The following is a 25,684-nucleotide window of genomic DNA, read 5'->3' on the forward strand; positions in this document are numbered from 1 at the left end:
TCATTTATAAGCCTCCATTTCAGATTGTCTGCGTTGAGACGAAAACTCTAGTTTGGGCATATCATTCTTTACACGTTCGATGTGCGATACCAGTTTTTCTGGATAGATGTGAATTGATTTATCCGGATTTATCGTAAGCATGGCCTGTGATTTCGTTGTTTTCACCAACGCGACCTGATTCATCGGTCCAGCAAGCAGGTTTTCCAAGGCCGCCATCGCTTCGCGAGGTTCAATGGAGCCTAATCCTGCCTGTGCCATCCTCTCCTGATAATCCTTGGTGGCAACAATGCCTACGCTCGCCCAGTATCCCCAATTCATCACCTTCACTGCACTGAGGCTATGCAACGAAAGCTGGTGCGCGAATATATCTTTAAACGTACAACCTGATGCATAATTACTTTGTCCAGGCGACTTGGTAAATGAGTTGATCGATGAAAAGAACATGACAAAATCCAATGGCTCCCGATCAAATACTTGAGCAATCCGCACGCTTACATCTACCTTTGCCGAAAGTCCGGCACGGAAGCGCTCTTCGTCCATATTTGCGAGACTTTTATCTAACAGGACAATCGCGGAATGAATGACTCCGTTCACTTGTTTATATCGCTTTTTGATCTCTTCATAGGCAAAATACAAGGACTTGCGATTCGTCGCATCCGCCGCAATATAGACAGGAGCAGGTCCGAGCGTAGCCAGTCGGTCCACTTTGGCTTGGATCTCTGCATTCTTTTCTCGGCGGCCAATCCAGATGACTTGCGCTTGATACGTGCTGATCATGTATTCGCTCCAGACTTCGCCAATACCGCCAGCACCTCCAATCACCACATAGACTCCACCCTGTCTGTAGGAAGCCTGTTCCCATTGTGGTTGACGCAATGGAATCAATTCCTGACGATACCATTTCCCTCCACGGTAAACCGATGCATTCCCCTCAGCATCTGGCGGAAGTGTGAAAACCTCCTCCATTGGCCAAGCACGACCAGCTTCCAGATCAACAAGTCGGATACGCCAGTTTGTGTATTCTTTTGCCATCGAACCGACTAATCCGTAAAGACTGGCATGAATAGGGTTGACCACATCGATTGGATGAATCGGTTGGGTCTGGAAGGTTACGAGACTCCATCCTAGCTCCTTGGTATCGTAGCCCAGCTTAAGCAGGGCTTTTAGCAAGCGAAACACATGAAATACACCGCGCTCCTGCTCGATGATAAGGGCCTCTTCTGCCAAGTATTCTAAATCAATCCATGGCGCAATCCAGATGATATGATCAATCGAACCAACCTGCTCCAGCTTCACCGCTATTTCATCCATACTATCTGCGGGCGTAATCTCCATAACAGCTGCCCGAGGATAGCGTTGTTGAACAAGGCTTCGGTTCTCGTCATCTGCACAAACAATCAGAATCTGATCACTTGCAAGTGGCATTTCCGAACCACGGGTCAACACAACCTCTTCCCATACAGGACTGAGCAGCATGGTTCCAATCAGCGAATCACTGGAGGTCTCAACTGCCGCTTTTGTTGCTGCACGATCTGTTTGCATCTCTCTTTCCAGTACTCGAGATGTGAATCCCTTCATTCGTACACAAATCGTTCCAGTGTCGTCACATAGATCCATATCGTATCTTTCTACCTTATCCCCTGCTTGACTGCCGTCGCTGTAGCGAACGTATACCCACATCTCAGAGGTGCACGGGCTGATGATTTCAATCTCCTCTAGGGCAAAAGGCATCACGGGCTTGCGTTTTGCCATACTATCCGACGACATCACGCGGCGGGAAGAAAGCGTCAACTCCACAGAGGCCTGCAAAGCGGAATCCATCAAGCTTGGATGCAAGACATACTGATCCTCTGAGCCGGTGACCGATAACGGTAGAACCAGCTTTGCCAAGACTTGTCCAGGCCCGACATATACCTTGTCTATTCCTTTATGTCCGGGTCCATAATCAATGTGAATTGCTCTGAAGAACTCATAGAATTCCTCGGATGAAATCACCTGCTCGCTGCACTGCTCTTGCAAAACAGGCAAATCAAGCATTTTCAACTCCGCGTGCGGGGTAAGTACAGCATTTCCTTGACTGTGTACCACGATCTCGGCATCACTGCCCTCTGCCTCGCTATAGATTTGGTAGGATACCTCACCATCTTCTTCGAGAACGAGACCCGTATGTACCCGAACAGGCTGATCACCTACAACGATCGGACGAGCCCATACGACATTTTGTAGTTTAATTGCCGTATCCCCGTGGACGTTCTCTCCTACAGCGTGCTCCATAGCGGTTCTTGCCATCTCCAGATAAGCAACTCCCGGCAACACCCTCTGCCCTTTGACTACGTGATCCGCCAAGAAAAACTCTTCTCCCGTAAAGGTGGAGCTAAACCGTTGCTCGGAGAAAGTAGAAGTGTTCTGATGCAGCATGGGATGGATCACGGATGCTGTGGTGTTTTTTGCCGTTCCCCTTGCATTTGCTTTTGTTTCACTCTCCAGTACCCAATGGCGTTCCTTGGCAAAAGGATACGTGGGAAGTGAAATACGAGAATACTGATCGTTCGCAAACAGCTTGTCATAATCTAATCCATATCCCTGCACAAACAATTCTGCGATCACAGACAACTGTTCCAAATATTCACTCGCCTGACTCGTCATATGCAGATTCTCGATGCTTTGATTTCCGTAACGTTTCAATGCGGTTTGTTCCCGATGATCTTTTTCATGTAACTCGGAAACAAAAGCCTGAGATGCTTTTCCAGTTTCCAGCCACTTCTTCAAAAGCTGAACAAGCTCAGCTGTATGCTGAACGATGCAAGAGAAGCGGTGATGGAAATGCTTTCTGCCTACTAACAGCGTATAGCTGATATTTCCACAATCCGTCTCCGGTGCTTGTTCACAAAACGAAAGCAATTGGGCAGCCTGCTGGCGTAGCTGTTCAAACGTGCGCGCCGTCAACACAATCAAATAGCCCGGCTTTTTCGCATGATTCCGCTCTATCTGAGGCGCCTCTTCGATTACCATATGCGCATTTGTACCGCTGGCTCCAAAGGAACTGATCGCCGCACAACGTTTGGCTCGCGGCTCCACTGACCATTCCTTCAAGCTTGTATTGACATAAAAAGGGCTATCTGCAAACTTAATGTTGGCGTTCCCTTCTTCAAAATGCAGGGATGGCGCTATTTGTTTGTGTTTCAATGACAAAAGAATTTTGATGACCCCTGCAACGCCTGCTGCGATCTGGGTATGACCAATATTCGTCTTGATCGATCCAATCGCACAAAATTCTTTTTTATCCGTATAGGCCCGAAAAGCGCGAGTGAGCGCTTGATACTCAATCGGATCTCCCAGCTTGGTTCCTGTTCCATGAGCCTCCACCATCGTAATTTGCTCAGGATTGATGTCGAATGTATCGTAGACTTTACGTTCCAAGCGCTCCTGAGATTTTGCACTCGGCGCAGTAATCCCATTCGTCGTCCCATCCTGATTGATTCCCGAGCCTCGAATGACACCATAAATATGGTCACCGCAAGCGATCGCTTCCGAGAGACGTTTCAGTACAACGACACCAGCGCCTTCCCCCGTCGCAAAGCCATCTGCACGCTCATCAAACGTATGGCAGCGTCCTGTCGGTGACAGCATACCTGCACGCTTGGCAGACAAATAAAAGCCCGGCGTAGATTGAATGAAGACACCACCTGCCAATGCCATGTCGACCTCACCTGTCCGCAAGGCTTGGCACGCCATATGAATCGCCACCAAGGAACTGGAGCAGGCAGTATCAATCGTGACAGCAGGTCCCTGCAAGTCCAGATGATAAGCAACCCGAGCAGGCACAATGGACTCCATATTTCCCCAGAAGGCTTGGGCTGGAGGATTCTCACCCACGAGACGATCGTAATCACCTTTTGCACATCCTGCGTAGACACCGCATTGGATTCCTTGCACGCCTTGACCCGCATAGCCAGCATCCTCCAACGCCTTCCAGGATTCCTCCAAAAAGAAGCGTTGCTGCGGGTCCATATAGTCAGCTTCCAGACCGGAGATGTTGAAAAAAAGCGGATCAAACAAGTCAATATTTTCTACAAGCCCGCCGTATTGATAACCCTCTACCTCGTCCAAGCCGTACGCTGATAAATCCCAGCGTGTCACTTTCGTAAGTAAATCCGAACCGTTCACCAAGTGATCCCACAAGTCGTCAGCGTTGCCAGATGAGGCAAACGTACCGCTCATTCCAATAATCGCAATAGGTTCAGTGAGGAACGAAGCTTTTTCTGACACGCTCCCTTTTTGCTCTGAAATCCTAGGAGCTGCTTGAATGAATGGCTCGGGCTGAATAGCAGAGACGGAATCTTCCCTCTGCATGGATAGACTGATCTTCTGCCCTAACGCTTGAGCAATAACCGCTTTGTACTCAGACAAAATATAGCTTGTAAGTTGATTTACTGTACTGTAATCAAAAAGAATTGTCGTCTCAATTTCAATCACCAACGCTTGATTGATCTCTTGAACCAATCTAACGCCAAGAATCGAATCCAATCCATAATCTCTAAAAGGCTCGTCTACATCGATCGAATCGACATCGACTTCCAATGCAGTGACCAGCTTTTCAATAATCATATCCTTCACATAATCCGTCACCGTCTGCTCGGTCACCACAGACTGGCTTGGGATGTTTTGGGATGCTGGCTGCGAAGATACTTTCCCTTCTGCTTTTGCCTGCTGAACCGTCTCGCGTGCGATAGGTGAAACAGTCGTACCGACGCGAACATCAGGGTGAAGGACACCATCGCTTTTTCCAAGGACAATCTGCTGTCCCAGATCATGAGCTTCCCGAGCTGGAAAAGAGATCGAGTGGAATCCTTCATTTTCCAGTACCGTTTGCCAGCATGCCGGAGTTATGGCAGGAGAACCAGGAATACGTACATCCGTATCTTCAGACAGCCACCAGCCCTCCAAAAGACCAAAGGTCAGATGAAGGAACAAGGAATTACTACTAATCTCATTTAAAAGAACCAAACCGTTTTCTCGCAAAACAGCTTTGGTATGGCGCAAGGTCTTGCGAATATCTTTGGTGGCATGCAACACATTAGCCGCAATCACCAGATCGTAATAGCCCTCTCGAACTCCTTGCTCAGCAAAAGGCGCTTCCACATTAAAAATTTGATAGGTCAGATACGGAACGTGCGATCCATATTCCTTTTTCGCGAACATCAAAAATGCTTTGGAGATGTCGGTATAGCAATATTCTTCTATAAACTGCTGATAAGGCTTCAGCTTTTCAAAGACAAACGTGCTCGTTCCGCCCGTCCCCGCACCAATCTCTATGATGCGAATTTTTGCAGAAGGATCTTTTTTCAAGCGTTCTTCCACATAGCTTGCGACTGTTTCTGCGAGCACTTCATTGTAGTGATCTGCCACCGGGTTATTTTTATAAATATGTTGCACCAATTCCATAGAAGAGCCTGGAAACATGACATCCGTAGCAAGTTTCTTACCTGTTACAATGTGCGGCAGAGATTTCATCGTAGCTTCCAACAATTTTATCCGCACTTCCAGATTGGCATCCTCACGCCATGCCACCTTACGTCGATCCCATTCTTCCCATACATCTTCTACCTCGATCAAAGTCGGATCAACCACCAAGCATTGCTCTCCATCATAGCCATCGAGATAGCCATGACGAGTTAACATCGCCATACTTTCTTCCATCCATTTTTCATAACGGTGCTGGAAGCCTGTTTTTACCTTGAGGTCGGCGACATTCACACTCTTGTCAGTAAACCAACCGATGGACTGCAGTTGCCCCCATAACAGCTTGCAGAGAAGCTCGTCCATCTCCTTCCACAATTCGGGGTGGGTATTGGGCAAGCGACCCTGTCTCTCTGTTTTGGGCAGCCAATAGCGTTCCCCTCTAAATGGATAGGCTGGCAGAGACACTCGGGTGTATCTACCGTTTTTATATAAGGAACTCCAATCCAGCTTGTATCCTTTTACAAATAAATCGGCAAGCGTGGACAGCTTTTCTTTCCTTGCGTGGGTGGGTAGCAATCTGTTCTCTGCTACTAGTTCTGCAATTAATTTTTCTCCGAACTCTTTCAAGCTCTTTTCTAGCCGCACGGAATCGATTTCATACTGGACAAAATAATCAGCAGATGTTCCCGTTTCTTTTACTTCCGCGATTTTTTGCCGCAATTCATTTACGTCTTTGGCAATAAACATGCAACGGTGCGAAAAATGACTTCTTCCTGTGAACAAGGTATAGGAAATATCTTGTTCGTGAAAACGTCCCGCTTCTTTTGCTAACCATTGGGACATTTCATCCAGTTTTTGCGTGAGAGCTGACTCGCTCTTGGCTGAAAACGGGAACAAGTAATACGCTCCTACTTGCTGATTGCTTGATTGCGGTTGTACCGTCGGAGCTTCTTCCATAATCAGATGACAATTGGTTCCGTTCGATCCTAAAGCGCTCACACCCGCTCTTCGCGGAGTCGCCTCACTGGTATTCCATTCTATGAGCTCGGTATTGATGAAAAAGGGACTTCCGTTCAATTTGATATGCTTATTGACTTCCTTGACGCTGATCGTCGGCGCGATCTTCTTATGTTTCATCGCCATGACAACTTTAAACAAACTTGCCAATCCCGATGTCATCGTGGTATGACCGATGTTGGGCTTATGTGAGCCAATCGCGCAAAATTGTGCTTTATCCGTAAACGAACGAAATGCTTCAATCAATGCCTTCACTTCAATAGGGTCACCCAGTTGCGTTCCTGTCCCATGCGTTTCGATATAACTGATCGTCTCCGGATCAACCCCTGCAATTTCGTAGGCATCCACAATCCATTCTTTTTGGGCAAGCATGCTCGGTGCTGTAATCCCGTTTGACTTTCCTGTCTGATTCACGGTCGAGCCCTTGATGATGGCATAAATATGGTCGCCATCTTCCAATGCTTGCGCAACTGGCTTCAGTACGACCGCTCCAACTCCTTCTCCAAACACCATGCCATTTGCATCATTGTCAAAAGTGTTGCATGTCCCGTTGGGTGAGACCACTCCCATTTTGGAGGACATCACAAAAAATTCGGGGGAGCTGTGAATCGCCACTCCGCCTGCAAGAGCCATTTCGGTTTCTCCCCTGCGAAGACTGTCGCAGGCTAAATGAATGGCTACCAAAGCAGAGGAACAAGCTGTATCTACAGCAAGACTTGGTCCCTTGAGATTTAAAAAATAGGAGAGTCTTGCCCCTAGCATTGACATTTCATTACCTAGCATCGTTTGTGAAGAGACACCTTCGGCCAACATGGATTTCTCTTTGTAGTCTGAATGGCGCCCCCCAACAAACACACCTACTTTTCTCCCGGATAACTGTTCACCAGAGTATCCGCTATCTTCAAAAGCTTTATAGGATTCTTGCAGGAACAACCGTTGTTGAGGGTCCATACTTTTTGCTTCATCAGAGGAAATATTGAAAAAGGATGCATCAAATTGATCAATGTCCTTGAGAAGCCCGCCGTAATATTGATCCGCTGCCCAACCACTGCGCGATATTTCCTCGATACAACTATCGCCAGACGCAAGATGTCCCCAGAACTCTTCCACTGAATCCGAGCCAGCAAATCTGCCTGCTATTCCGATGATTGCGATATCGGAGTGGCGAATTTCGTTTCTAATATGATTCGAATGATTCCGTTCATTTTCTAAAACAGTAGGCAGGATTTGGCTGTCTTCTACTGCCATCTCTGTTGCAAATTGCAGAGAGATATATGCAGCCAGCTCCTCCACCTCTGTATAGTCAAAAATCACTTCTACGCCAAGATGAATCCCCAAGTCAGCATTGATTGCTTCTATTAATTCGACCGCCAACACAGAATTAATGCCCAGCTCGATGAAACTTTTATCGAAATTCAAGGTTTCCACAGGTGTATCCAATAGCTGAGCAATGATTTTACCTATCTTGCTCGCAATCTTTGATGAACCGTTATCGGCTTGGGTACGATCTGTTGTTGGAGCGATTTCCTGATATTTTTCGAAAATGTGCGTGGCTAGTTGCTTGGTATTCTCATGATCAAAAACGACCTCAATCCCCAAGTCAATGCCTAGCTTTTCATTCATCATCTCTACCATTTCTACAGACAAAACCGAGCTGATACCTAGTTCCACAAAGCTTTTATCGAAATCCAAGGGATTCGTCGTATCTTTTAATAAGTCGGTCATTACTTCTTTCACTATGGTTTCCACATCATGAAATGAATGAAAAAGTACCTTCATACTCGACTCCCCCCTTTCTTCTACACCGATTTCTCACCAACAGCCATATATAGCTGTCTGAGAATAGAATGACCTTCCGTATTCAGCATGTTTCGCCATGCAACAGATAGCTTGCCCAGTGCCTTGCTGGATAAATAACCATCACGCACCAACTGCACAGGAATGCCTACACCCTCCGACTTTAGAAACATTTCGTACCCGAGAAGCTCACTGTGAGCGCAAATGACTTCGAAATCTATATTTCCAAGTCCGCCTTGCTTGAGGACCGTTGGCAGTTCACGACCGATTTTCGGGTTGCCGCCTTCCGCATAGCGTGCCGCACAGTAGGCATCATACAGCTCTCGCAATTCTGGTACATGCGGGGTGGTCATGATGTGCATCTCGAAATCATTGTCGATAAATACCGCTTTGCCACCTGGTTTTAATAACCTCGCCACTTCACGAACCGCACCGACTGGGTCGGGTAAATGTTCCAATACGAGTCGCGTAATGGCAAAATCATAGGAATCGCTAGGTAAACCAGTTTCCATAATCGATCCCTCGACAATCTCAAATCGATCAGATTGCTTTTGTGTCAAATAGTTTCTGGAATAATCAACGAGAAGAGGATCAATCTCCAATCCCGTCATTCTGCCATTTGGAAACGCCTGCATGACCTTTTCCATTACGAATCCTGGCCCCGAGCCTAGCTCTATGACCGACATCCCATCTGTCAGACCAAACTCGATATAATGCTTCAGCTCTTTATCCCAAAACAACTCCACCTGAGATTTCAAACGTTCTATTTCTACCTCAACATTCGTTGCAATGTTTGCGATTTGATAAGAACCTTCCATGTTACTCCCTACCTCCGCAATTCAGATATAGATTCGCTCAAAAAAGTCAAAATGTGGCCAGCAACAGCTTCCCATTCAGGATCAAGCATCATATCATGACTGATATTTTGGAACAGAACGGGTTCGATTCCGTATGTTTTGCCAATTCGGCGAGTTGTTTTCTCAGAAATCATCCGATCCTGCTTGGAGCCGAGAACCAGCATCGGCGCTTTCCCGCTGATGGTTTTTGGGACAATTTTTCCATTCATCTCGGTTCTTGCTTTCAGTGATTCAGGCTGCAGGAGCTTCACCCACTCGTCCTTTTTTTCAATCGGCAGCTCCTTGGAAAAAAAGACATTGGCAAGCAGTGAGGCATCTCTTTTTTCGTTATATGTAAATAGTTGCATAGCTTCTTTAAAATTTCTGAACATCAGTCGAAATAAGTCGTGCATCCCGCCATGCGGAGGAATCGAGGCAACGAGAACGGTACCCGAGATTATATCTGGATGCTGGTGCAAAATCTTCTGCACAATGCCTCCGCCCATGGAGTGTCCGATCAGCACTGGCTTGTTTTTTAGACGCCCGATCACTTCAAGAACATCATCCGCGTAATCTTGTAGTGTGTAGGAATGAAGGTTTTCAAAGCCGTCACTTTCACCGTGTCCACGAAGGCTCACTGCATAGGAAGAAAAGCCTTTGTCAGCAAAATAAGGAAGGAAGTTTTTTTCCCAACACCATGCTCCGTGACATGCTCCATGCACAAAAAGAAGAGGCGCTTCGCTTGAAACGCCTTCAGGGTGGTATTCTACTAGTTCCAAATTCATTTTCGCCGTTCCTTTCTTATTTGAGAGTCTTTCCTTCTTTACTTGCTTGAACCTGTTAAGGCGTAGATACGCTGATTCAAAAGGCTGGCTGTCTCCTTGATCAGCATTTCACCGATTTGATCAACATGACGGTCTCTCCAGTTTTCAAGAGCCGTTCCCTTCACCCATTGATTAAAAGAACCTAGCGCAGGACCGCAGTAAATCTGATAATCCACTTTATAGCTTTCGGCTCCATCCAAAGCCCAGTCAAAACAGCGGTTAAAATACCATTTGAAAAGTAACGCCATCTTGTATTTAGGCGTTCGTTCCGCTCTTTTCAGTTCCTGAGGTGGGCAAGTGGTTTTCATCTGCTCATACACTTCTTCAAAGCTGCGTTTAAAATACTTTTCCTGGAGCTGCTTCTTGGTTTTCTCATCGATTTCATCAAGCGAGTTGTATTGACGATAGAGGTCGTGCAATTTGTTCGCTCTCGCTGGAAAGAATAAGCCTTTTTTCAACACCTGAATTTTGGCTCCCATTTCAAACATTTCACCGGCTGGAGCATACTCTGTGTCTTGAACATTGGCCAACTGCAACGAATCCTTCACCGACTCGCTGGTCGCCGCCTCCACTGTGCACTGGTTAATCGAACCTGTAACAATATAATCCGCCCCAAGCATGAAAGCGACCGCAGCAGCTTCAGGAGTTCCGATCCCGCCCGCTGCCCCGATTCTGATCGGGTTACCGTATCCATACTTATGCATCATGTTATCTCGTAGCCTGATCATCGCTGGCATCAAAGCAGAAGCTACACCGTGATCGGTGTTTCCTCCAGAATCGGCCTCCACCGTTAACTCATCCGCCATCGGAACTTCTCGTAACAGACTCGCTTCTTCCCTTGTAAGCTTTTGTTCTTGCAGCAATTTTTCTATCAGGTACTCAGGTGCCGGACTTAAAAAGGCTTCCGCTACCTCAGGCTGTGATACCTTGGCAAAAATTTTGTTAGCCGCCTCCACTTGCCCGTTCATCTCCCGCTTTAATCCCTTGGCTCGATAGATAATCAACGCAGGGGTAATCGCCATAAACGCAGATGCTTCAATCACCCTCACTTGATAAGCAAGATACAGCTCGACGGTTTTTTCTTCCATTGACGGGTCGCTTGGATGATGCAACAAATTCATACCATACGGCTCGCCTTGCTGTAGTTCACGTTGGATCTGTTGGATGGCACGCTCGATTCTATCCAGCTGTAAGCCACCGCTTCCGAAAAAGCCCATCATCCCGGCTTTCCCCATTTTAATGACTAGCTTTTCCGATGAGATCCCCTTGTACATCGCTCCTGCCAGGTAGGGATATTTCAGTTTGTAGTCCTGTTTAAATTGCTGATTTCCTAGCGAAGAAGCAGTAATTCCTTTTGGCTGCTCCATGCTGTTCGTAATCTCTTCCGCCTGTACAGTGATAGCAACCGGCTTTGCCTCTTGCTCCATGTTTTCTTTCTCTTCTTCCACTTCTATGATCAGCGGCTCTGCTTCATTTCGGATCGTAGTAACTAATTTGGTCAACACAGTACCAGGGCCGACTTCTTCTATTTCGTTTTCCCCCAAGGCCAGGAGATATCGAATGGTATCATTCCATTTCACTGGGTGTGTAATTTGTTCAACCAAATTTCGTTTCACATCGCTCTGTTTATAGGGTCTTGCTTGAACATTGGAAATCACAGGGATGGTCATACTGGAAAACGCAAACTGATTCAAATAGTCCTCAAAGCGTTGCTTCGCATCGCTCATGTAACGAGAATGGAATGCTCCGCTGACCTTTAGCGGTATGTATACTTTTACGCCCGCTTCCTGAAAAACAGGGTTGGCACGGTCAATATCTTCTTTCCGACCTGCAATCACAAATTGAGCGGGAGAATTGTGATTGGCAATATCGATACTGGTCAAATTATTTTCATGTAATACCCGTTCCACTTGCTCCAAAGTAAACCCGATCACAGCCGCCATCCCTCCACCGACGGCCAGACTCATCAACTCGCCTCTTTTTTTCACCAAATGCAGCCCTGTCTCAAAATCAAACGCCCCTGATGCAAAAAGCGCGTTGTACTCACCCAAGCTGTGTCCTGCTACATAATCAGGTTTTTTCCCGATTTCCTTTACTTTTTTTAGATAGCTAAGCGCATTTACCACATACAGAGCAGGCTGGGTAAATTGCGTTTTACTTAATTGTTTGTCTGGATCATGCAGACATAGTTCTTTGATGGAATAACCTAATATCTGATCAGCTTTGGCCGTTATTTCTGGAAACTCATCAAAAAGAGAGCCCCCCATTCCTTTAATTTGGGAGCCCTGCCCTGGGAAAACATATGTGGTCATTTTTCTGCCTTCCTTTCTGTTTGTATTCAAACTTTTATTTGAGAATAGCTGCTTGATGCGCTCTACATTTTCGCCATCCTTTTTAAAAGGAGTGATGATCGAGTAGCATTCTGACTGTGAATCTTGCCGCAGATTTCGCTTTGTAAAATTACTCAAATTTCCTGCTGGTCCCAAATCCAAATAGATGTAGCTTTGCTGTTTCTCCAGCTCTTGGACAGCTTTTGGAAGCTGCATTGGTTTTCTTACCACTTGCCAAAAATAATCAGTTGGCAGCTCCTTCATGATTTCGCCATGAACACACGATACAAAGGGAATCTGGGGAATTCCAAACGATTTATGTTTCAATACCTCCCGATAATGTGGTTCTGCCGGATCGATGTAAGCGGAGTGAAAAGCATATGATACGGGTAGGCGTTGACAAATAATCCCCTTGCCTTTCACATAATCCTCCATGCGTTGTAGCTGATGACTGCTCCCGGCAATGACAAAATGCGAATGAAAATTCACCGCTACCAACTCACTATTTCGATGCAAAAGCGGCTCTTGATAATAAAGATCGGGATTGTGGAGAATCGCTAGCATACTCCCTTTCTGACAATACGTTTCGTAAAGGGTGGCTTGTTCAACCACGAGTTGCAGCAATTCTTCCACGGGCATGATCCCAGACACAGCCGCCGCCGCAAACTCCCCCAAACTGCTGCCCAGACAATAGTCGGGCTTAATTCCGCTTTCCATGAGAACCTGGGCCAGAGCGTATTCCACCATAAAAATGGCGGGATGCGTATAAAGGGTGCGATCAAATATGTCGTCTCGACGCTTCGTGTCATCATATAACTGGGCCAGGACAGACTCCCCGATCAGGGAATGTACCTTTTCATCTAGCCTCAGCATCCATTTGCGAAATACCGGATTCTGATCAAAAAGGTCTTTCCCCATCTGATAGTACTGAGACCCCTGTCCAGAAAACATAAACACAACAGGCTTTTCCATGTATGATGCACCCCTTGTTTTCATAAAGGTTTTTATAAAGAAAACTCCCCACAGCCTGGTCAATTGACCGCTTGTGGGGAATTCATAAGCGATTTGTCATGGATGGTTCTATCTCCTGAATTACATCCTTTACGACAGCAACACTCCACTCTGTCTTTTTCGGGTAGGTGATCGAGCACACATAGTCACCAAGGATAAAGGATGCCGTACGGTATTGAGGAAAGTTTTCAAAAAGACTATAAACAACCCCGTCTCTTGCCTCCACTTGGCTTATTTCATAGATATGAAAAGAGGTTGTTAAGCCTGTTTTCAAAATTTTGGATAACGCTTCCTTGACTGTCCAGAAAAGAGTGAGAGTCGTTTCATAGGAATAAGGCAAGCATGAAAATAAATTGCTCTCTTTCACAGTCATTTGCGTCTCCAGAACTTTATTTCTATCAACGCTAATTCTCTCCATATCAATCCCCAACGGTAGTTCTTCCGAAAAAGCAATGGCGGCTGCAAGATCGTCACAGTGGGTGATACTCACTTGGACATGGGTTGAATTCGGTAAGTTCACGACAGGGTGATGAAAAATGCCCTGTTCAATACATATTCGATCTAAGCTGTCTTCTCCAGTCAAAACCGAAACGGCTTTTTTGGCGACATATCTCCCTGTCAGGTAACTCTTTACTCTCCGCTCAAACTCCAGACGAAAATAGTACTCGAATTCTTTTGGGTGAAGAAATCTTACCATTTTTAAAAAATCAGCGGGAACAGAAAAGTAGCCCATGCACAAACTGGCACGAAACTCTCTATCCGTACCTTTTATAACGAATTCTTTCATAGAAATCTGTGGAAACGCATGCAATCCAATCTCCGCCTTCCGTTCTCCTACTATGCCAAAGGGCAGAGCTTCCCCAGTTCGTGGGTAAATATACACACTACCGTTTCTCCGTATGACCTCCCTACGTTCCTTTAACGTGCCGAAACATCGATTAAATTCGCTAAGGGATTTTACTTTCAATAAAAAGCTTATATAGCTAACTCTTTATATTTATACAGAATGTTACAACAACCGCATTTATTGCATAACACGAAAGAATTGGATATATTTAGTATAATACCACAAATTTTGAGAATTCATCTACTCAATCATTCCTATTTTTTGGAAAGCAGTAAGCACTCCAGATACTTACGAATCCACCTCACAATGAAAGGATTGCTCACCTTGAAATGGTATGCCATCTTTGTAGAATCTGGTAAAGAAGAAGTCGTTCAAAAGTACCTCAAACTCTATTTTAATGAGCAGTCTTTAATGTCCCTTGTGCCGAAGAGATTGGTTCCTGAGAAAAAGTCAGGCATTGTGTATAATGTCATGAAGAATATTTTTCCTGGATATGTACTTATTAAGACGGAAATGACTAACGATATGTTCCATAAAATCAAAAAAATTCCTAGAAGCTTGCGTTTGGTCAATAATGGTAGTTACTATTCGCAAGATGAGGGCGCTTATTATTCGAGCATTGACGAAAAAGAAATCACCCCGATACTCCAACTCATGGGGAACAGTGAGGTTGTCGATTATTCAAAAGTCTATCTGGAAAATTCAAAGGTAATCGTAGAATCTGGTCCCCTAAAAGGACTGGAAGGTATTATCAAAAAAGTGGACAAGCACAAAAACAGGGCTAAAATATTTCTAACCTTCATGGGAGTAGAGAAAACAATTGATGTGGGAATTGAAATCCTCTCAAAACCTTTGTAAATGGGGAGCGTTGCGTACGCGCCCCTTTTCTATTTTCTTCATAACAAGCACGTATTCCACCGTAACAACATAGGCTCATGGTAAGTATCATTCGAATAGGATTGCCCTACATTCATTTTGGAGAAGCAGACAAGAGTTCGATCTATTCTTGTTCGGAAAGGAATTTGTCTACATGGTTTTCTGGGACGAAGACAACATGTTTACTAGTCAGGCTGCCATTTTCCTTGCAGCCATGAGCTATCAGACTTATCTCCTATTTTTTGAAGGGGAGCTTATCTTACCCAAAGGTTTTCAGCTTCGATTTACTATTCGGGCTTTTGCTGACGTAGAGAATCCAACTGAACATATGTATGGTTTTGTGGCAGAGTCAAAAGATGAAATCATCATTGCCTTCAGAGGGTACGCAGCATATCCAGCAGACCTTTTGGCAGCCTATGACATCCTACAAGTCCCCTATCCTTTTGCTACAGATGCAGGGAAAACCTCACGTGGATTTACATGCCTGTATCAATCAACACGGGATCGGTTAATCAGAAAAATAAATCAGTTTTCAGCATCTAAAAAGCTGTTTATTACCGGACACAACTATGGCGGCGCTCTAGCTGTGCTGGCAGCTTTAGATATTGCGGTAAACACGCATTTTAGGCAACCCATCGTTTATACCTATGGCAGTCCGCGTATTGGTGACCCCCACTTCGCTTCACGCTTCAATAAAGTCGTCGCAAATAGTCTACGCATTGTAAATGTTCACGACTCTTTTCCTACATTCCCGGATCAAAAGTATCCGCCTCCTTTTACCCAGGAAGGTATCTGTTATCAACATGTAAAAAACAAGTTTCCTCTCTCGTTTCAACTGAATAATACGCCTCGCAACGATAGTATCGCCTGCTATTTTCATAGCCTCACTCAGCTTGACCCTGATTATGCCCAAACGCTCTGTGTGGAAAATCCGGGCTTTTGTCCCGATACCTCTACGTGTATTCCGTTTCAAGGCAAATGCTAGCTTTTACAGCCTGGAAACTCAGAAAGGGAGACACATGAATGATCGATCGAATATATAACAGCGAAGATGCGATTTTACTTGCCTCCATGATCCATCAGGCCTATCAGCTTTTTGAAACAGATTCACTTGTCTTGCCAAAAGGGTATCGTCAGCGCTCTACTATTCGAGCATTGGCTGGTGTTGAGACTCCGGAGCAGGAGATATTTGGTTTTGTAGCTGAGTCACCCGACAGTATCATTGTTGCTTTTCGGGGAACACGCACGTTTAACGACAATGAGTCTGATCAAGATTTATATCAAGTCCCCTATCGTTTTGTCAGAAAGGCAGGAAAAACCCATCGCGGGTTTACTTGTATTTATCAATCAGCGAGAGATGAATTGATTCGGGAGTTGAGCAAACTATCAAGATCGAAAAGACTATTTGTTGCGGGGCACAGTTTAGGGGGAGGGTTGGCCGCACTTGCTGGTTTGGATATTGCGGTGAATACGAAGTTTACGCGACCTTTTGTGTATACGTATGGGAGTCCTCGTGTCGGAAATCCTGTTTTTGCTTCGCGGTTTAATGAGACTGTAAAGAACAGTGTTCGGATCGTGAATGTTCATGATATTATTCCGACTTTGCCGTCCAAGGTGTATCCGCCTCCGTTTACGAAGAAAGGCTTGTACTATCAGCATGTGGATCGGAAGTATTTGTTGGATTTTCAGTTGAATAGTTTAGCTGTAAGGAATCATGAAATCGTTTGTTATTTTAAGTTTCTGGCGCAGGAGGAGCCTGGGTTTACGGAGAGGTTGTGTGCGACGAATGAGGGGTTTTGTCCGGATACAGGGATGTGTGTGCCGTTTTTAGGGGGATGTTGATTCAATTGAATCACTCTCTTTTTTTATGCCTTGTTTATCACCCCGTACGAGGTAATCTAACAAATCTAACAAAAAAACTTATTGATAACCATTTTCAACGAGATTATAATGATTGTAATTTCCAAATATTTACTTTCGCTCATGGATGAGCAAAAAAGGAGGCATTACGATTATGAAAAAAGCCATTTTAGCAGGGGCATTAGGAATTGCACTACTTTCGGGTGTATCTTTGCCAGGATTGGAAGTCTCAAAAGCTAGCGCAGCAACAACGGCTTTAGACATGCAAGAGGTTACGAAATACTATTCTCTGAGTTCATACGAAGTGACGCAAAAAGAATCTTTTTCGCTTAAAAAGGGAGAAGAGCTTACGATATTTGTAACCAATTCAGGATTCCCGATTTCTTATACAGTCTTTGATGCGGATAATCAAGTGATTGGTACATACCAAGCTAATTCACCATACGGACGCGTCTTCCAAGCAGAAAAAGACGGCAATATTTCTGTACAATTTCAAGCCGGAGCGAATTCTTCCTATATGAAAAAAATGAATTTTTCAGCTAAATTCGCTCTTTCCAAGTCTCATTAAACGTTAAGAGAAAGGGGCTGTCTCAAAAAGTCGATTTTCCGACTAAAAGACAGTCCCTTTCATTACCGATTCAAAAATTAACGTTGTTGACGCCAATGAACCAGGCGCAAAAAAACAAGAAAACCCCTTGTCTACCAAGGGGTTGAGATAATTTGTAACGCTCTGAAAGAAGCAGTCTATAAGTACAATACAATCATACACGGATGTTCTGTTTATAAAGGTAGGATTTACAAAAGCGCAATGGGGCAACCAGTTTTCCCCGTTCGATGTTAAGTCGAATGAGAAATGGTCTGTGTCGTTCATTGCTCCTTATTTCTTTAATTCCTCTGGAATCTCAGGTTTCCCCACGAAACCAAAGGATGCTGTAGTTACCGCCAGTACCGCAACAAATGAAGCAATTGCAGAAACATGTTTCGCTACGAACATCATCGCTTTATTTTTCATCTTTTCCACCTCCTTTCAGTGGAATTAGCGTAAGTGATTGCACAAAGAAGGTCTTAACAAGTGTCTCGCTTTCTATGAAAAATAATAAACTGACGATGATAATTGAGATGGTCTTGAGGAGCAAAGTCTGATTTTGTTTGAATAGTCGTGATTGCATTTCCATTTCTTGCGGTGCAAAAAGTGCTACTAGGACTAATGTGATGATAATAATCGGGGTGACAAAATCATTAGGAAGGGGAACTAGAGGGATTAATACAGCTCCCACTATACTTGTCATGGTGCAGTAGACGGACGATGAGTAGTGAAATCCTCCTGAAAATTGGCGTAGTACCAGAAATCCGCCCAATGTGATTAATGTTCCTTGAAATGTCCCTATCATGAGTGAAATGGTAAGGCTGATCGTAATGATGAGCAGCATGTTGATAATAAGGATTAACCCAAATTTCATTGTAGGGACTGACTTCGTTTCATGTGGATTGATCGACTTTAGTTGTATGGCTATTCTTTCAGCGAGAGATTCAATCATATTCCCCATCCCTTTTTATAGCCAGCCATGCCAGTATCGTGATTCCGATTGCCATCCCAAAGAAAATCCACACTAAGGAAGCAATTCCATATGTACTTGCTAATTTAAACAAGACCGTTATCAATACACCTGTTACAATGATCAGTGACAAAATAACCATGTTGATTCTATGGTAAATAAAGAAAGGCGCTCCGTCTCTGACAAATGTAAATTGCAGTCTACATTTCCTAAGTCCATAGCATATTGCAAAGGTAAGGAATGCGGAGATTGTCTGGAATATGAACCCTGTGTTGATGCTTCGATCCCCTAACGATTCAATTGTCTCTAGGGTTCCTATGACGGTCAGGAAAAACACTTCCATCATCTGAATTCCCAAGTAGATTCCTGATGTGATAATAGTCATTAAGGCAGCATGTCCCCAATTAACGTTCCATACCAGGATTAATGCCCCAAAGATTATGACGACTTGGGCTATGGTTGCATAGTCTTCATATGGCGTAAATTGTCGTAGCCCAAACGAGAAAAGCATTAGTACCAAACTCACAAAGAGAATCCGGTTGATATGCACCAAAAAACCAAACCTAAATAGTGTAGTCATAAGAGCAAATATTGCGAGGTATTCTAATGTTGAAAATAGGACAAACAGCATGGAACTTTTTCACCTCAATTACTTATTGAGGGTTATATTCTACTAAAAACGACAGATTCCTGCTTGAATTTACCAATTTTGACATTTTAGAGACCATAGACATTCCGAAAATACGTTTTCAATACCTAAGACATTATCATGCTGCGCTTCTTCTTATTGAAGGTGTCAATCCTTAAGTGGTAAGTGAAAGATTAGGTCACGCAATCATCCGATTGGCTCAACGCTCTTACTCCTTCCAAATTAGTGAACCCAAAACAAAAACCGCCCGGTTATTTACCCGAGCGGTTTATTCATCGTGCGTAGCCTTAGTTAGAGCGTAAATCGACTTGCTTGCAAAAATCGTCAAAAGCGTCAGATGTGTCAGGTTTGTAAACCCTTCAAAAGCATAGTGAGCATGTTTTTCTCACTAGTAGAAGAGATTTTGTTCGCAAAGACTAATTATATTGCTATCCTACAAAAATAATATCTCCATACTCATCAATACCTAGTATCAAAGGACCATCTACTAAATCTCCATTATTGGTTCGCATCTCAAAGATAACTGACCAACATGGATATCTGTTTGGATTATTATTAATATTTACCAAGGTAAATTTAAATGTGTTAGAAGGGTTTTTAGCAATATGTTCCATGGCTATCTTTCTTACTTCATTTTCTGTTACTTCTCTTCTTAAATCACTCATTTATCGGATACCTCCAAAATTGTCGATGTACCAGTTAGCATGTCTTTGCTCAGCCTCATTCAACATGTTCCACCTTTTAGGATGTGAAAGCATATCAAATACAAATTGCTCAGGGGCATTAAATTTTGATAAATCTTCCATTGGTACTTGACCTTGAGTACGAGGCAGTTTTAAATAGCCTTCCTTACCTATCTTTCGAAATTGAATGTAATGAGATAATTCATGCCAAACTTCATATTGTGTTGGATTACTTCTTAGATAAAGTGCTCCATTTGTTGCATCAAAAGCCCCGCCTTTTCCTGCTCCTAGAAACTCATCTCCAACTTTTAGAGTCACTCCTCTTTTTTCAAGATATTTCCCTAACAGCTTAACATCTTTTTCACTATAGATTTTTCCACCAAGGCGGCCATTTTCTTCAATATAATCAATATTAGCTGTCGTTTTCTTTCCTTTTCTTGCCGCATCCACTAAATTTTTTACGTTTTTACTTCTCCCCAGCGTAAGTACACCCAAGGCAAGTCCACCAATTGCAATTCCATCCGCAAGGTCAACTTTACCATCCCGCAATGTATTTAAATCTTCTTGCATTGGTTCGATATAGCCTTCCCTCGCAAACACTTCAATACCCTTTGGTAAGTCCTCTGCTGCCTTCTTCAAACCTTTTGGCAAGTTATTTGCGGCTTTCTCCAAAGCGCTTGGCAACTCACTTGCCGCTTTCTGCATCGCAGCAGGCACATCACCCAGCATCGAGATTCCTTTGACGAAATTATCCCACATGCTAGGCTTTTCCTGCGGCTTTTCACAAGCTGGTCCTTGTCCATAACCAGCAGCAGACGGCCCGGTATTTGTTGACGACTGAATTCCTACCGTCACACCAGCCAAATCCTGCCCGTCGTCTTCAATCTTGATCAGTCCACAATGGAAACACATATTTGTCGATTTATTCAGTAGTGCTGGATGGCCACCGACCATTTTGTCCGCTTTCCCATCTATCCATGGCATTGTCGTCAGTGGTGTACACGGCATCGGTGTAAGTACACCGTTATTGGCTGCTGTGGTGGAGGCGACTACGGGATTTTTCAAGTTGCTGCACTTTCCGAATGGCATGATGTTTACGTTGGGAACAAAATCCATGATGTTCATTTGCGGCTTTCCTTTTACAAAAACACCATGGCTGAACGGCATTTTCAGCCGACTCTGTTTACTTCCGCTGCTGCAAGATAAAATGGCTCCCACAACCACGTAGCTCTTGCGTTCCGCACTTGACTGTTGGATGTTGATACCTTCAATATTGGGCATACAGTCTCCTCCTCTCTGTAAAGGATTCAATACAGATGGAAGAATCATGGTGATCAATATGTCAGATATCCAATCTATATATAAAAAGGAAATAATACCCACATTTTGAGGTATCGGATATAGAATGGTCACGAGCAATAGGTATAAAGTTGCAAATACACTTTTGTATTCAAATAGTCGCCTTATTTCAGTGTGGGGTCTGCCATGCGGTGACAAAAATGCAAAAAGAAGCTGCTGACAACTTCGAATGAAAGATGAAATAAAGACGTTCAGGATGCTTTTGTTGAATCAATGCTGTTTAAATGTTATCAAGCGACAAACTCTTGGGGTTATGTAATCAGGGTGGATGGTTGAGGGCATAAAAATGACCCTTGATTTCTCAAGGGTTTTAACAAAATGTTATTCCGAGTGGATACTCGAAAACATCCCCGTTCCTTACGTCTCATGAAATAAAATAAAAAATAGACCGTGATCGGCCTATTTTCTCTTCACCAGCCCAAACCTGTCGGTTAAAGCTTTTAATTGAAATACCCTGCTTATTTGACAGTTATTTTGATGGTCTTGAACAATACTCTGTTCTGGTCATATTGATACAGATAATCCGATCCCCTAGACAATCCTGCGACCAATTTATTCTGAAAGGAGTTTTTATCATAATCGAGGTAGACATGCTTGCCCTCCTATAATGCAAACCAGTGGCCCGGAGGCGTTTCCAAGTACATCTCTTGACCCATGCCGATTTCGATGAGCCCGATCTCCTGCTGTTCTACCATAGCTTCACCATTCTTTTCCTGTGCCAAGCTGACTCCCTGCAAGCCTAATAGTACAGAGGTTACGAGAGCTGCATGTAAAACAGGTATGAATCGTTTCATTAACCAATCCCCTCTATATGGGTTTTATTGTAAATTAAGCAAAATTATAATTCACCTATCATATATTTTCAATTCAGACTATTTGCCTGTAAAGGAATTTTTAATTAATCAGCTAAATTCCATGGGAATCGTTTCGCGAAAGCAAGCCTTAGTTTTTCACATACTTTCATCCCTTGTCGAATTAACAAGTTATCCTTTCTGAAAATACAAAAATACCGCCCGTAGGCGGCTGGTGATTAACTTTCTATGCTATTAATATACACCGGAAAAAGAGCCTCGGATCACATAGAGTCCCCAAATATATCAAAATGAATCCTTAGAACACCTTTACAAATTAAAACTCCCAAACCTTAGATTTGTCTCTCAAAAGTAATTTTCTAATTTTGAATCAGGATCGATCGGAGGTAGTGGATTTACCAGTTGCTCATAGTGATTCTCATACTGCAAACTCATTTGGAGTCTCCTCCACCAATCCAGCTTCTATACATACCACGGAGAATGTCAGACACGTATTCTGGCTACCACCTGTGTGGATTTTGCTTAATGCTTTTACATGCTCTAGGGTTAAAACCGGAACCGCCTGGAGTTGGTCGTCAATCTCTACTTTGATTGTCTCCACATAAATCACCCTTTCACGAACATTTATTCTGTATATATGCGAACAACATAAGCAAATGCAAACAGTGAACTTAGTAATAAAATACTTGTTTAATACCAATTTTATTAATAATTAAATTCGCATAAATAAATTGTAATATTCAAAAATTCATTAAAACTATTTACAAACAAGGAAAATAATGTGTATAAATATGGAAGACAATCCTTTAAAATGGTAAATGCAAAAAAAGAGGTTTGTTTAGCAATTTTTAAAAAGGGGCGTGTACATGTTTAAAATCAAAAGGCTTTCTTTATTAGCGTTACTAGCAACAACTTTAGTTTTACCAAACTTCGTTACTACATCTTCTATCCAGGCATCAAACGAATCCGTTCAAATTCAAGAAGCTATTGAAACTGACAGTGTTACAGAAGAAGTTACAGAAGATAACGTTACTCCAGAAAAAATATCGGGAGAGGCAGAACCACTTAGAAAGAAACCAAAACCAAAGCCAAAACCGAAGCCAAAAGATGCATATAAGAAAGCTAAGGAAGACGGCGATGAAACAGCTAATCATTCCACAACTACTAAGAGCCCTCCGTCAAAAGACCAAGATGCTTATTCTTCAATAGACTGGATTAAAGATGGTGAACTCTATCAGCGTCGGTATTATGATGGGGACGGAAAAGCTGAAATGGATATAGATTACACAAATCATGGCAATCCTAAAACCCACCCAAACGTTCCACACAGACACGATTGGTTTTGGCCACCAGTTGGACCTCCATCTAGAGGAGAATGGTACTAATCCAAACTAGCTAGTAGTAAACTTAAAAAGTCGATGGGGCATTATGAACGCCCATCGACTTTTTTTGAATAAGATATTAAACTAAGAAAAATCAAGCCGTGATTATAGGGGGAAGTATGGACTATACATATGAATCTTTAATGACCGATTTGAAAATTGGACGTGAAATAGAGTTTGAATATAAAGCATCAAGATACTCCATTACTCGAACTAATGGATGTTGGAACTTCACCACATTCAATCAAGAAGACTATCTACAGATAAAGAACCTTGATGATATCGGTTTAGTAAAAGTTGAGGATTGTTTACTAAAAGATCTATTTGATTTAGGAAAATATCAAGACTTAACTATTTTTTAATTTAATTTATTTCATTTGTCTGCTCAACACCCGATTAATGGGTGTTTTTTTATTGAAGTTTATGCATACACTTCTCATATTTCTTTACAAATGCGATATTACAACAGGTAATCCTTTCCTATGGAATACTTCTCGTATCTAACAATTAACCCAGTAGACACAATTATGCATACAACATAGAGAAGTCCTTCTTTATTCGAATTGTCTACTGTGTACGTCAAGCCAGATCGAACTATTTTAACTTAGATGAAAAATATGAATCGATACTTGCACGATCCTTTTTAATGCACATTGCTCAGAGGATTGAGACTAAAAAAGCCCTCCCCCGGATACAGATTGAAGTGCCCCCTGTCAAGTAGACAGTGAAAAAAAACAAAAAGCTTAGACACCAATCTGAACCTAGGTTGGTGTCTTCTTTATGCCACAGAACTTTGTAGATATTGCCTATATTCCAGGGGTGTCATACGGTTTAGCCTTTTCTGGTACCGATGATTATTGTAGTAATTTATGTATTCCGTAATGGCTCCTTCTAGCTCTTCGTATGTATTGAATTTCTGGAGATAGTACATCTCTGATTTTAACATTCCCCAGAATGATTCCATTGGACCATTGTCGATACACCTAGCTACCCTCGACATACTCTGAGTCATTCCTGTATCATCTAGTTTCTTCTTGAACATTTTGTTCGTGTATTGAAATCCTCGATCACTATGAAAAATGGGTTTCGCATTAGGATATGCCCGATGAGCAATATCAAACGTTCTAAACACAAGCTCGTTGTTATTGGAGTGCCCGATCACAAAAGAAACAATACTTTTATCCGACAAGTCCAGAATCGCGCTCAAATAAGCCTTGCTTTAAAGGCCGTACTTCATTTCCGTTACGTCTGTGAGCCACTTTGTACCGAATTCCACGGATTTGAAATCCCTGTTCAAGACATTTTCCGCCGTGATTTCAGGCGTTGTCGGAACGTAATTCTTTTTCTTTTTGCGGCATACGGATTTCAATCCTAAAATACCCATGAGTCTGTATACACGTTTATAGTTGATAGAAAGATGGAACTGCCGATTCAGTTTTATGGTCATCTGGCGATAACCAAGAATACCCTTTTTTTCTTCGTAGGCACGCGCTTAATCATAGGCAGTAACCCTTTGTTGAATTTCTCATTTTCACTTTCTTTCCTGTTTCGCCACTTATAATACGAAGTACGCGGAATTCCTGCGATTTCACAAAGCTGGCTGATTGAATAGGAATATGATTTACTGTCGTACAGATCACGAATGGCAAGATAAATGGGTTCATTGCGGACTTGGTTTATTGTCGCCCCCTTTGAATTTCGTCTAGCTTTTTTAGAAAATCGATCTCCATTTGCTTTCTGTTATTCTCAGCTTGAAGCAGTGTATTTTGTGCGCGTAGCTTCTCCACCTCGGACATCTCGTTTTCAGATTTTCGTTTCCCACGTTTGTCCTGAAGCGCATCTACGCCGAATTTGATGTATTTGTTTGTCCATGAGTAAACCTGCTGATAGGACACCTGAAATTCCTTTGCTGTTTGGGCATGATTATGCTGATGTTCTAAGCAGTATTTCACAATTTTGATTCTTTCTTCGAAAGAAGTCGCTCGTCCTTTTGTCATGATTGGTGTTCCTCCTGTTCCGGAAGATTTCAACTTTTCATGACCATTATACTTTAGAATCCAGTTACGCAGTTGGCGGGTTGATTTAATGCCATATCGCTTACATATCTCCATATGAGAAGCAACGCCAGCTAGATAATCCTCGACAGCAGACTTCTTCAGTTCAGCGGAGTAGGATATATTCTTAGATGTACTAAGGAGTCCATTTGGACCTAACGATTGATAGGTTTGAAGCCATTGTTTCATGGAGGAAAAGGCAACATCTAGCGTTCTTGCTAGATGCTTTAGAGAATCTTCTCCACGAAGATATTTTTCGATAGCGGTAACCTTTTCTGGTCCAGCTATTTTTGCTTTATGGGACATAAAAAAATGCTCCTCCTTACAG

General features: G+C 43.2%; 20 protein-coding genes and 2 pseudogenes. 6 read left to right on the forward strand and 16 right to left on the reverse strand.

Features of this window, described 5'->3' with window-relative positions; genetic code table 11:
• The 5 genes from ACM6JA_RS10375 to ACM6JA_RS10395 form a co-directional block, all read right to left on the reverse strand.
• Window positions 1–8,259, reverse strand: coding sequence for an SDR family NAD(P)-dependent oxidoreductase (locus tag ACM6JA_RS10375; RefSeq protein WP_414852206.1), 8,259 nt, complete (start codon window positions 8,257–8,259; stop codon window positions 1–3).
• A 20-nt stretch (window positions 8,260–8,279) separates the two neighbouring features.
• The gene (locus tag ACM6JA_RS10380) at window positions 8,280–9,095 is read right to left on the reverse strand and encodes a methyltransferase domain-containing protein (protein WP_414852207.1); all 816 of its coding nucleotides are present in this window, start codon (window positions 9,093–9,095) and stop codon (window positions 8,280–8,282) included.
• Between the two features lie 8 nt (window positions 9,096–9,103).
• Entirely contained in the window at window positions 9,104–9,898 is a 795-nt protein-coding gene (locus tag ACM6JA_RS10385; RefSeq protein ID WP_414852208.1) for an alpha/beta hydrolase, read from the reverse strand.
• 38 nt (window positions 9,899–9,936) lie between these two features.
• A complete protein-coding gene (fabD, locus tag ACM6JA_RS10390) occupies window positions 9,937–13,239 on the reverse strand; it encodes an ACP S-malonyltransferase (protein ID WP_414852209.1) in 3,303 nt (1,100 codons plus the stop codon).
• 82 nt (window positions 13,240–13,321) lie between these two features.
• A complete protein-coding gene (locus tag ACM6JA_RS10395; RefSeq protein WP_414852210.1) occupies window positions 13,322–14,065 on the reverse strand; it encodes a 4'-phosphopantetheinyl transferase superfamily protein in 744 nt (247 codons plus the stop codon).
• Window positions 14,066–14,449: 384 nt separating this feature from the next.
• On the opposite strand from ACM6JA_RS10395, the gene loaP reads away from it, so the two are divergent.
• The 4 genes from loaP (at window position 14,450) to ACM6JA_RS10415 (ending at window position 17,429) form a co-directional block, all read left to right on the forward strand.
• Window positions 14,450–14,983 carry an antiterminator LoaP gene (gene loaP, locus ACM6JA_RS10400; protein ID WP_414852251.1) on the forward strand — a complete coding sequence of 178 codons (534 nt, stop codon included), beginning with the start codon at window positions 14,450–14,452 and terminating at the stop codon, window positions 14,981–14,983.
• A 172-nt stretch (window positions 14,984–15,155) separates the two neighbouring features.
• On the forward strand, window positions 15,156–15,986 hold the full coding sequence (locus tag ACM6JA_RS10405) for a lipase family protein (RefSeq protein ID WP_414852252.1): 831 nt from the start codon (window positions 15,156–15,158) through the stop codon (window positions 15,984–15,986).
• Between the two features lie 38 nt (window positions 15,987–16,024).
• A complete protein-coding gene (locus ACM6JA_RS10410) occupies window positions 16,025–16,843 on the forward strand; it encodes a lipase family protein (RefSeq protein WP_414852211.1) in 819 nt (272 codons plus the stop codon).
• A 172-nt stretch (window positions 16,844–17,015) separates the two neighbouring features.
• Window positions 17,016–17,429, forward strand: coding sequence for a hypothetical protein (locus ACM6JA_RS10415; protein ID WP_414852212.1), 414 nt, complete (start codon window positions 17,016–17,018; stop codon window positions 17,427–17,429).
• Between the two features lie 309 nt (window positions 17,430–17,738).
• On the opposite strand, the gene ACM6JA_RS10420 is transcribed toward ACM6JA_RS10415, so the two are convergent.
• From ACM6JA_RS10420 to ACM6JA_RS10455, 8 genes and pseudogenes are all read right to left on the reverse strand, one after another.
• Window positions 17,739–17,873: a cyclic lactone autoinducer peptide gene (locus ACM6JA_RS10420; protein ID WP_007716823.1), complete on the reverse strand. Its 135-nt coding sequence runs from the start codon at window positions 17,871–17,873 to the stop codon at window positions 17,739–17,741.
• Window positions 17,863–18,399, reverse strand: coding sequence for an accessory gene regulator ArgB-like protein (locus tag ACM6JA_RS10425; protein ID WP_414852213.1), 537 nt, complete (start codon window positions 18,397–18,399; stop codon window positions 17,863–17,865). Before ACM6JA_RS10425 ends, ACM6JA_RS10420 begins: the two co-directional genes overlap by 11 nt.
• A complete protein-coding gene (locus ACM6JA_RS10430; RefSeq protein ID WP_414852214.1) occupies window positions 18,392–19,048 on the reverse strand; it encodes a hypothetical protein in 657 nt (218 codons plus the stop codon). The genes ACM6JA_RS10425 and ACM6JA_RS10430 overlap by 8 nt, the downstream gene beginning before the upstream one ends.
• Window positions 19,049–19,494: 446 nt before the next feature.
• Window positions 19,495–19,731 (reverse strand): hypothetical protein, encoded by a 237-nt coding sequence (locus tag ACM6JA_RS10435; RefSeq protein ID WP_414852215.1) that lies wholly within the window; start codon window positions 19,729–19,731, stop codon window positions 19,495–19,497.
• The gene (locus ACM6JA_RS10440; protein ID WP_414852253.1) at window positions 19,732–20,508 is read right to left on the reverse strand and encodes a zincin-like metallopeptidase toxin domain-containing protein; all 777 of its coding nucleotides are present in this window, start codon (window positions 20,506–20,508) and stop codon (window positions 19,732–19,734) included. It abuts the gene before it with no gap.
• A 105-nt stretch (window positions 20,509–20,613) separates the two neighbouring features.
• A pseudogene (locus ACM6JA_RS10445) lies at window positions 20,614–21,030 on the reverse strand (DUF4280 domain-containing protein); the annotation flags it as partial.
• A 680-nt stretch (window positions 21,031–21,710) separates the two neighbouring features.
• Complete coding sequence (locus ACM6JA_RS10450) at window positions 21,711–21,902, reverse strand: hypothetical protein (protein ID WP_414852216.1); 192 nt, start codon at window positions 21,900–21,902, stop codon at window positions 21,711–21,713.
• A gap of 436 nt (window positions 21,903–22,338) precedes the next feature.
• Complete coding sequence (locus ACM6JA_RS10455; RefSeq protein ID WP_414852217.1) at window positions 22,339–22,521, reverse strand: hypothetical protein; 183 nt, start codon at window positions 22,519–22,521, stop codon at window positions 22,339–22,341.
• 265 nt (window positions 22,522–22,786) lie between these two features.
• Here ACM6JA_RS10455 and ACM6JA_RS10460 point away from each other — a divergent pair, with 265 nt between their 5' ends.
• Together ACM6JA_RS10460 and ACM6JA_RS10465 are read left to right on the forward strand one after the other, a co-directional pair.
• On the forward strand, window positions 22,787–23,305 hold the full coding sequence (locus ACM6JA_RS10460; protein WP_414852218.1) for a hypothetical protein: 519 nt from the start codon (window positions 22,787–22,789) through the stop codon (window positions 23,303–23,305).
• Window positions 23,306–23,445: 140 nt separating this feature from the next.
• Window positions 23,446–23,664 carry a hypothetical protein gene (locus ACM6JA_RS10465; protein ID WP_414852219.1) on the forward strand — a complete coding sequence of 73 codons (219 nt, stop codon included), beginning with the start codon at window positions 23,446–23,448 and terminating at the stop codon, window positions 23,662–23,664.
• A 416-nt stretch (window positions 23,665–24,080) separates the two neighbouring features.
• Here ACM6JA_RS10465 and ACM6JA_RS10470 read toward each other — a convergent pair whose 3' ends face one another.
• The 3 genes and pseudogenes from ACM6JA_RS10470 to ACM6JA_RS10480 all read right to left on the reverse strand — a co-directional run.
• The gene (locus ACM6JA_RS10470) at window positions 24,081–24,509 is read right to left on the reverse strand and encodes a transposase (RefSeq protein WP_414852220.1); all 429 of its coding nucleotides are present in this window, start codon (window positions 24,507–24,509) and stop codon (window positions 24,081–24,083) included.
• Between the two features lie 12 nt (window positions 24,510–24,521).
• Window positions 24,522–24,779, reverse strand: a pseudogene (locus tag ACM6JA_RS10475) (IS3 family transposase); the annotation flags it as partial.
• Between the two features lie 199 nt (window positions 24,780–24,978).
• Window positions 24,979–25,684, reverse strand: a 706-nt coding sequence (locus ACM6JA_RS10480; RefSeq protein ID WP_414852221.1) for a transposase, incomplete at its 5' end; no start/stop codon positions are given.

This window comes from Brevibacillus sp. IT-7CA2, assembly GCF_949767855.1.
In the GTDB taxonomy this organism is placed as follows: domain Bacteria; phylum Bacillota; class Bacilli; order Brevibacillales; family Brevibacillaceae; genus Brevibacillus.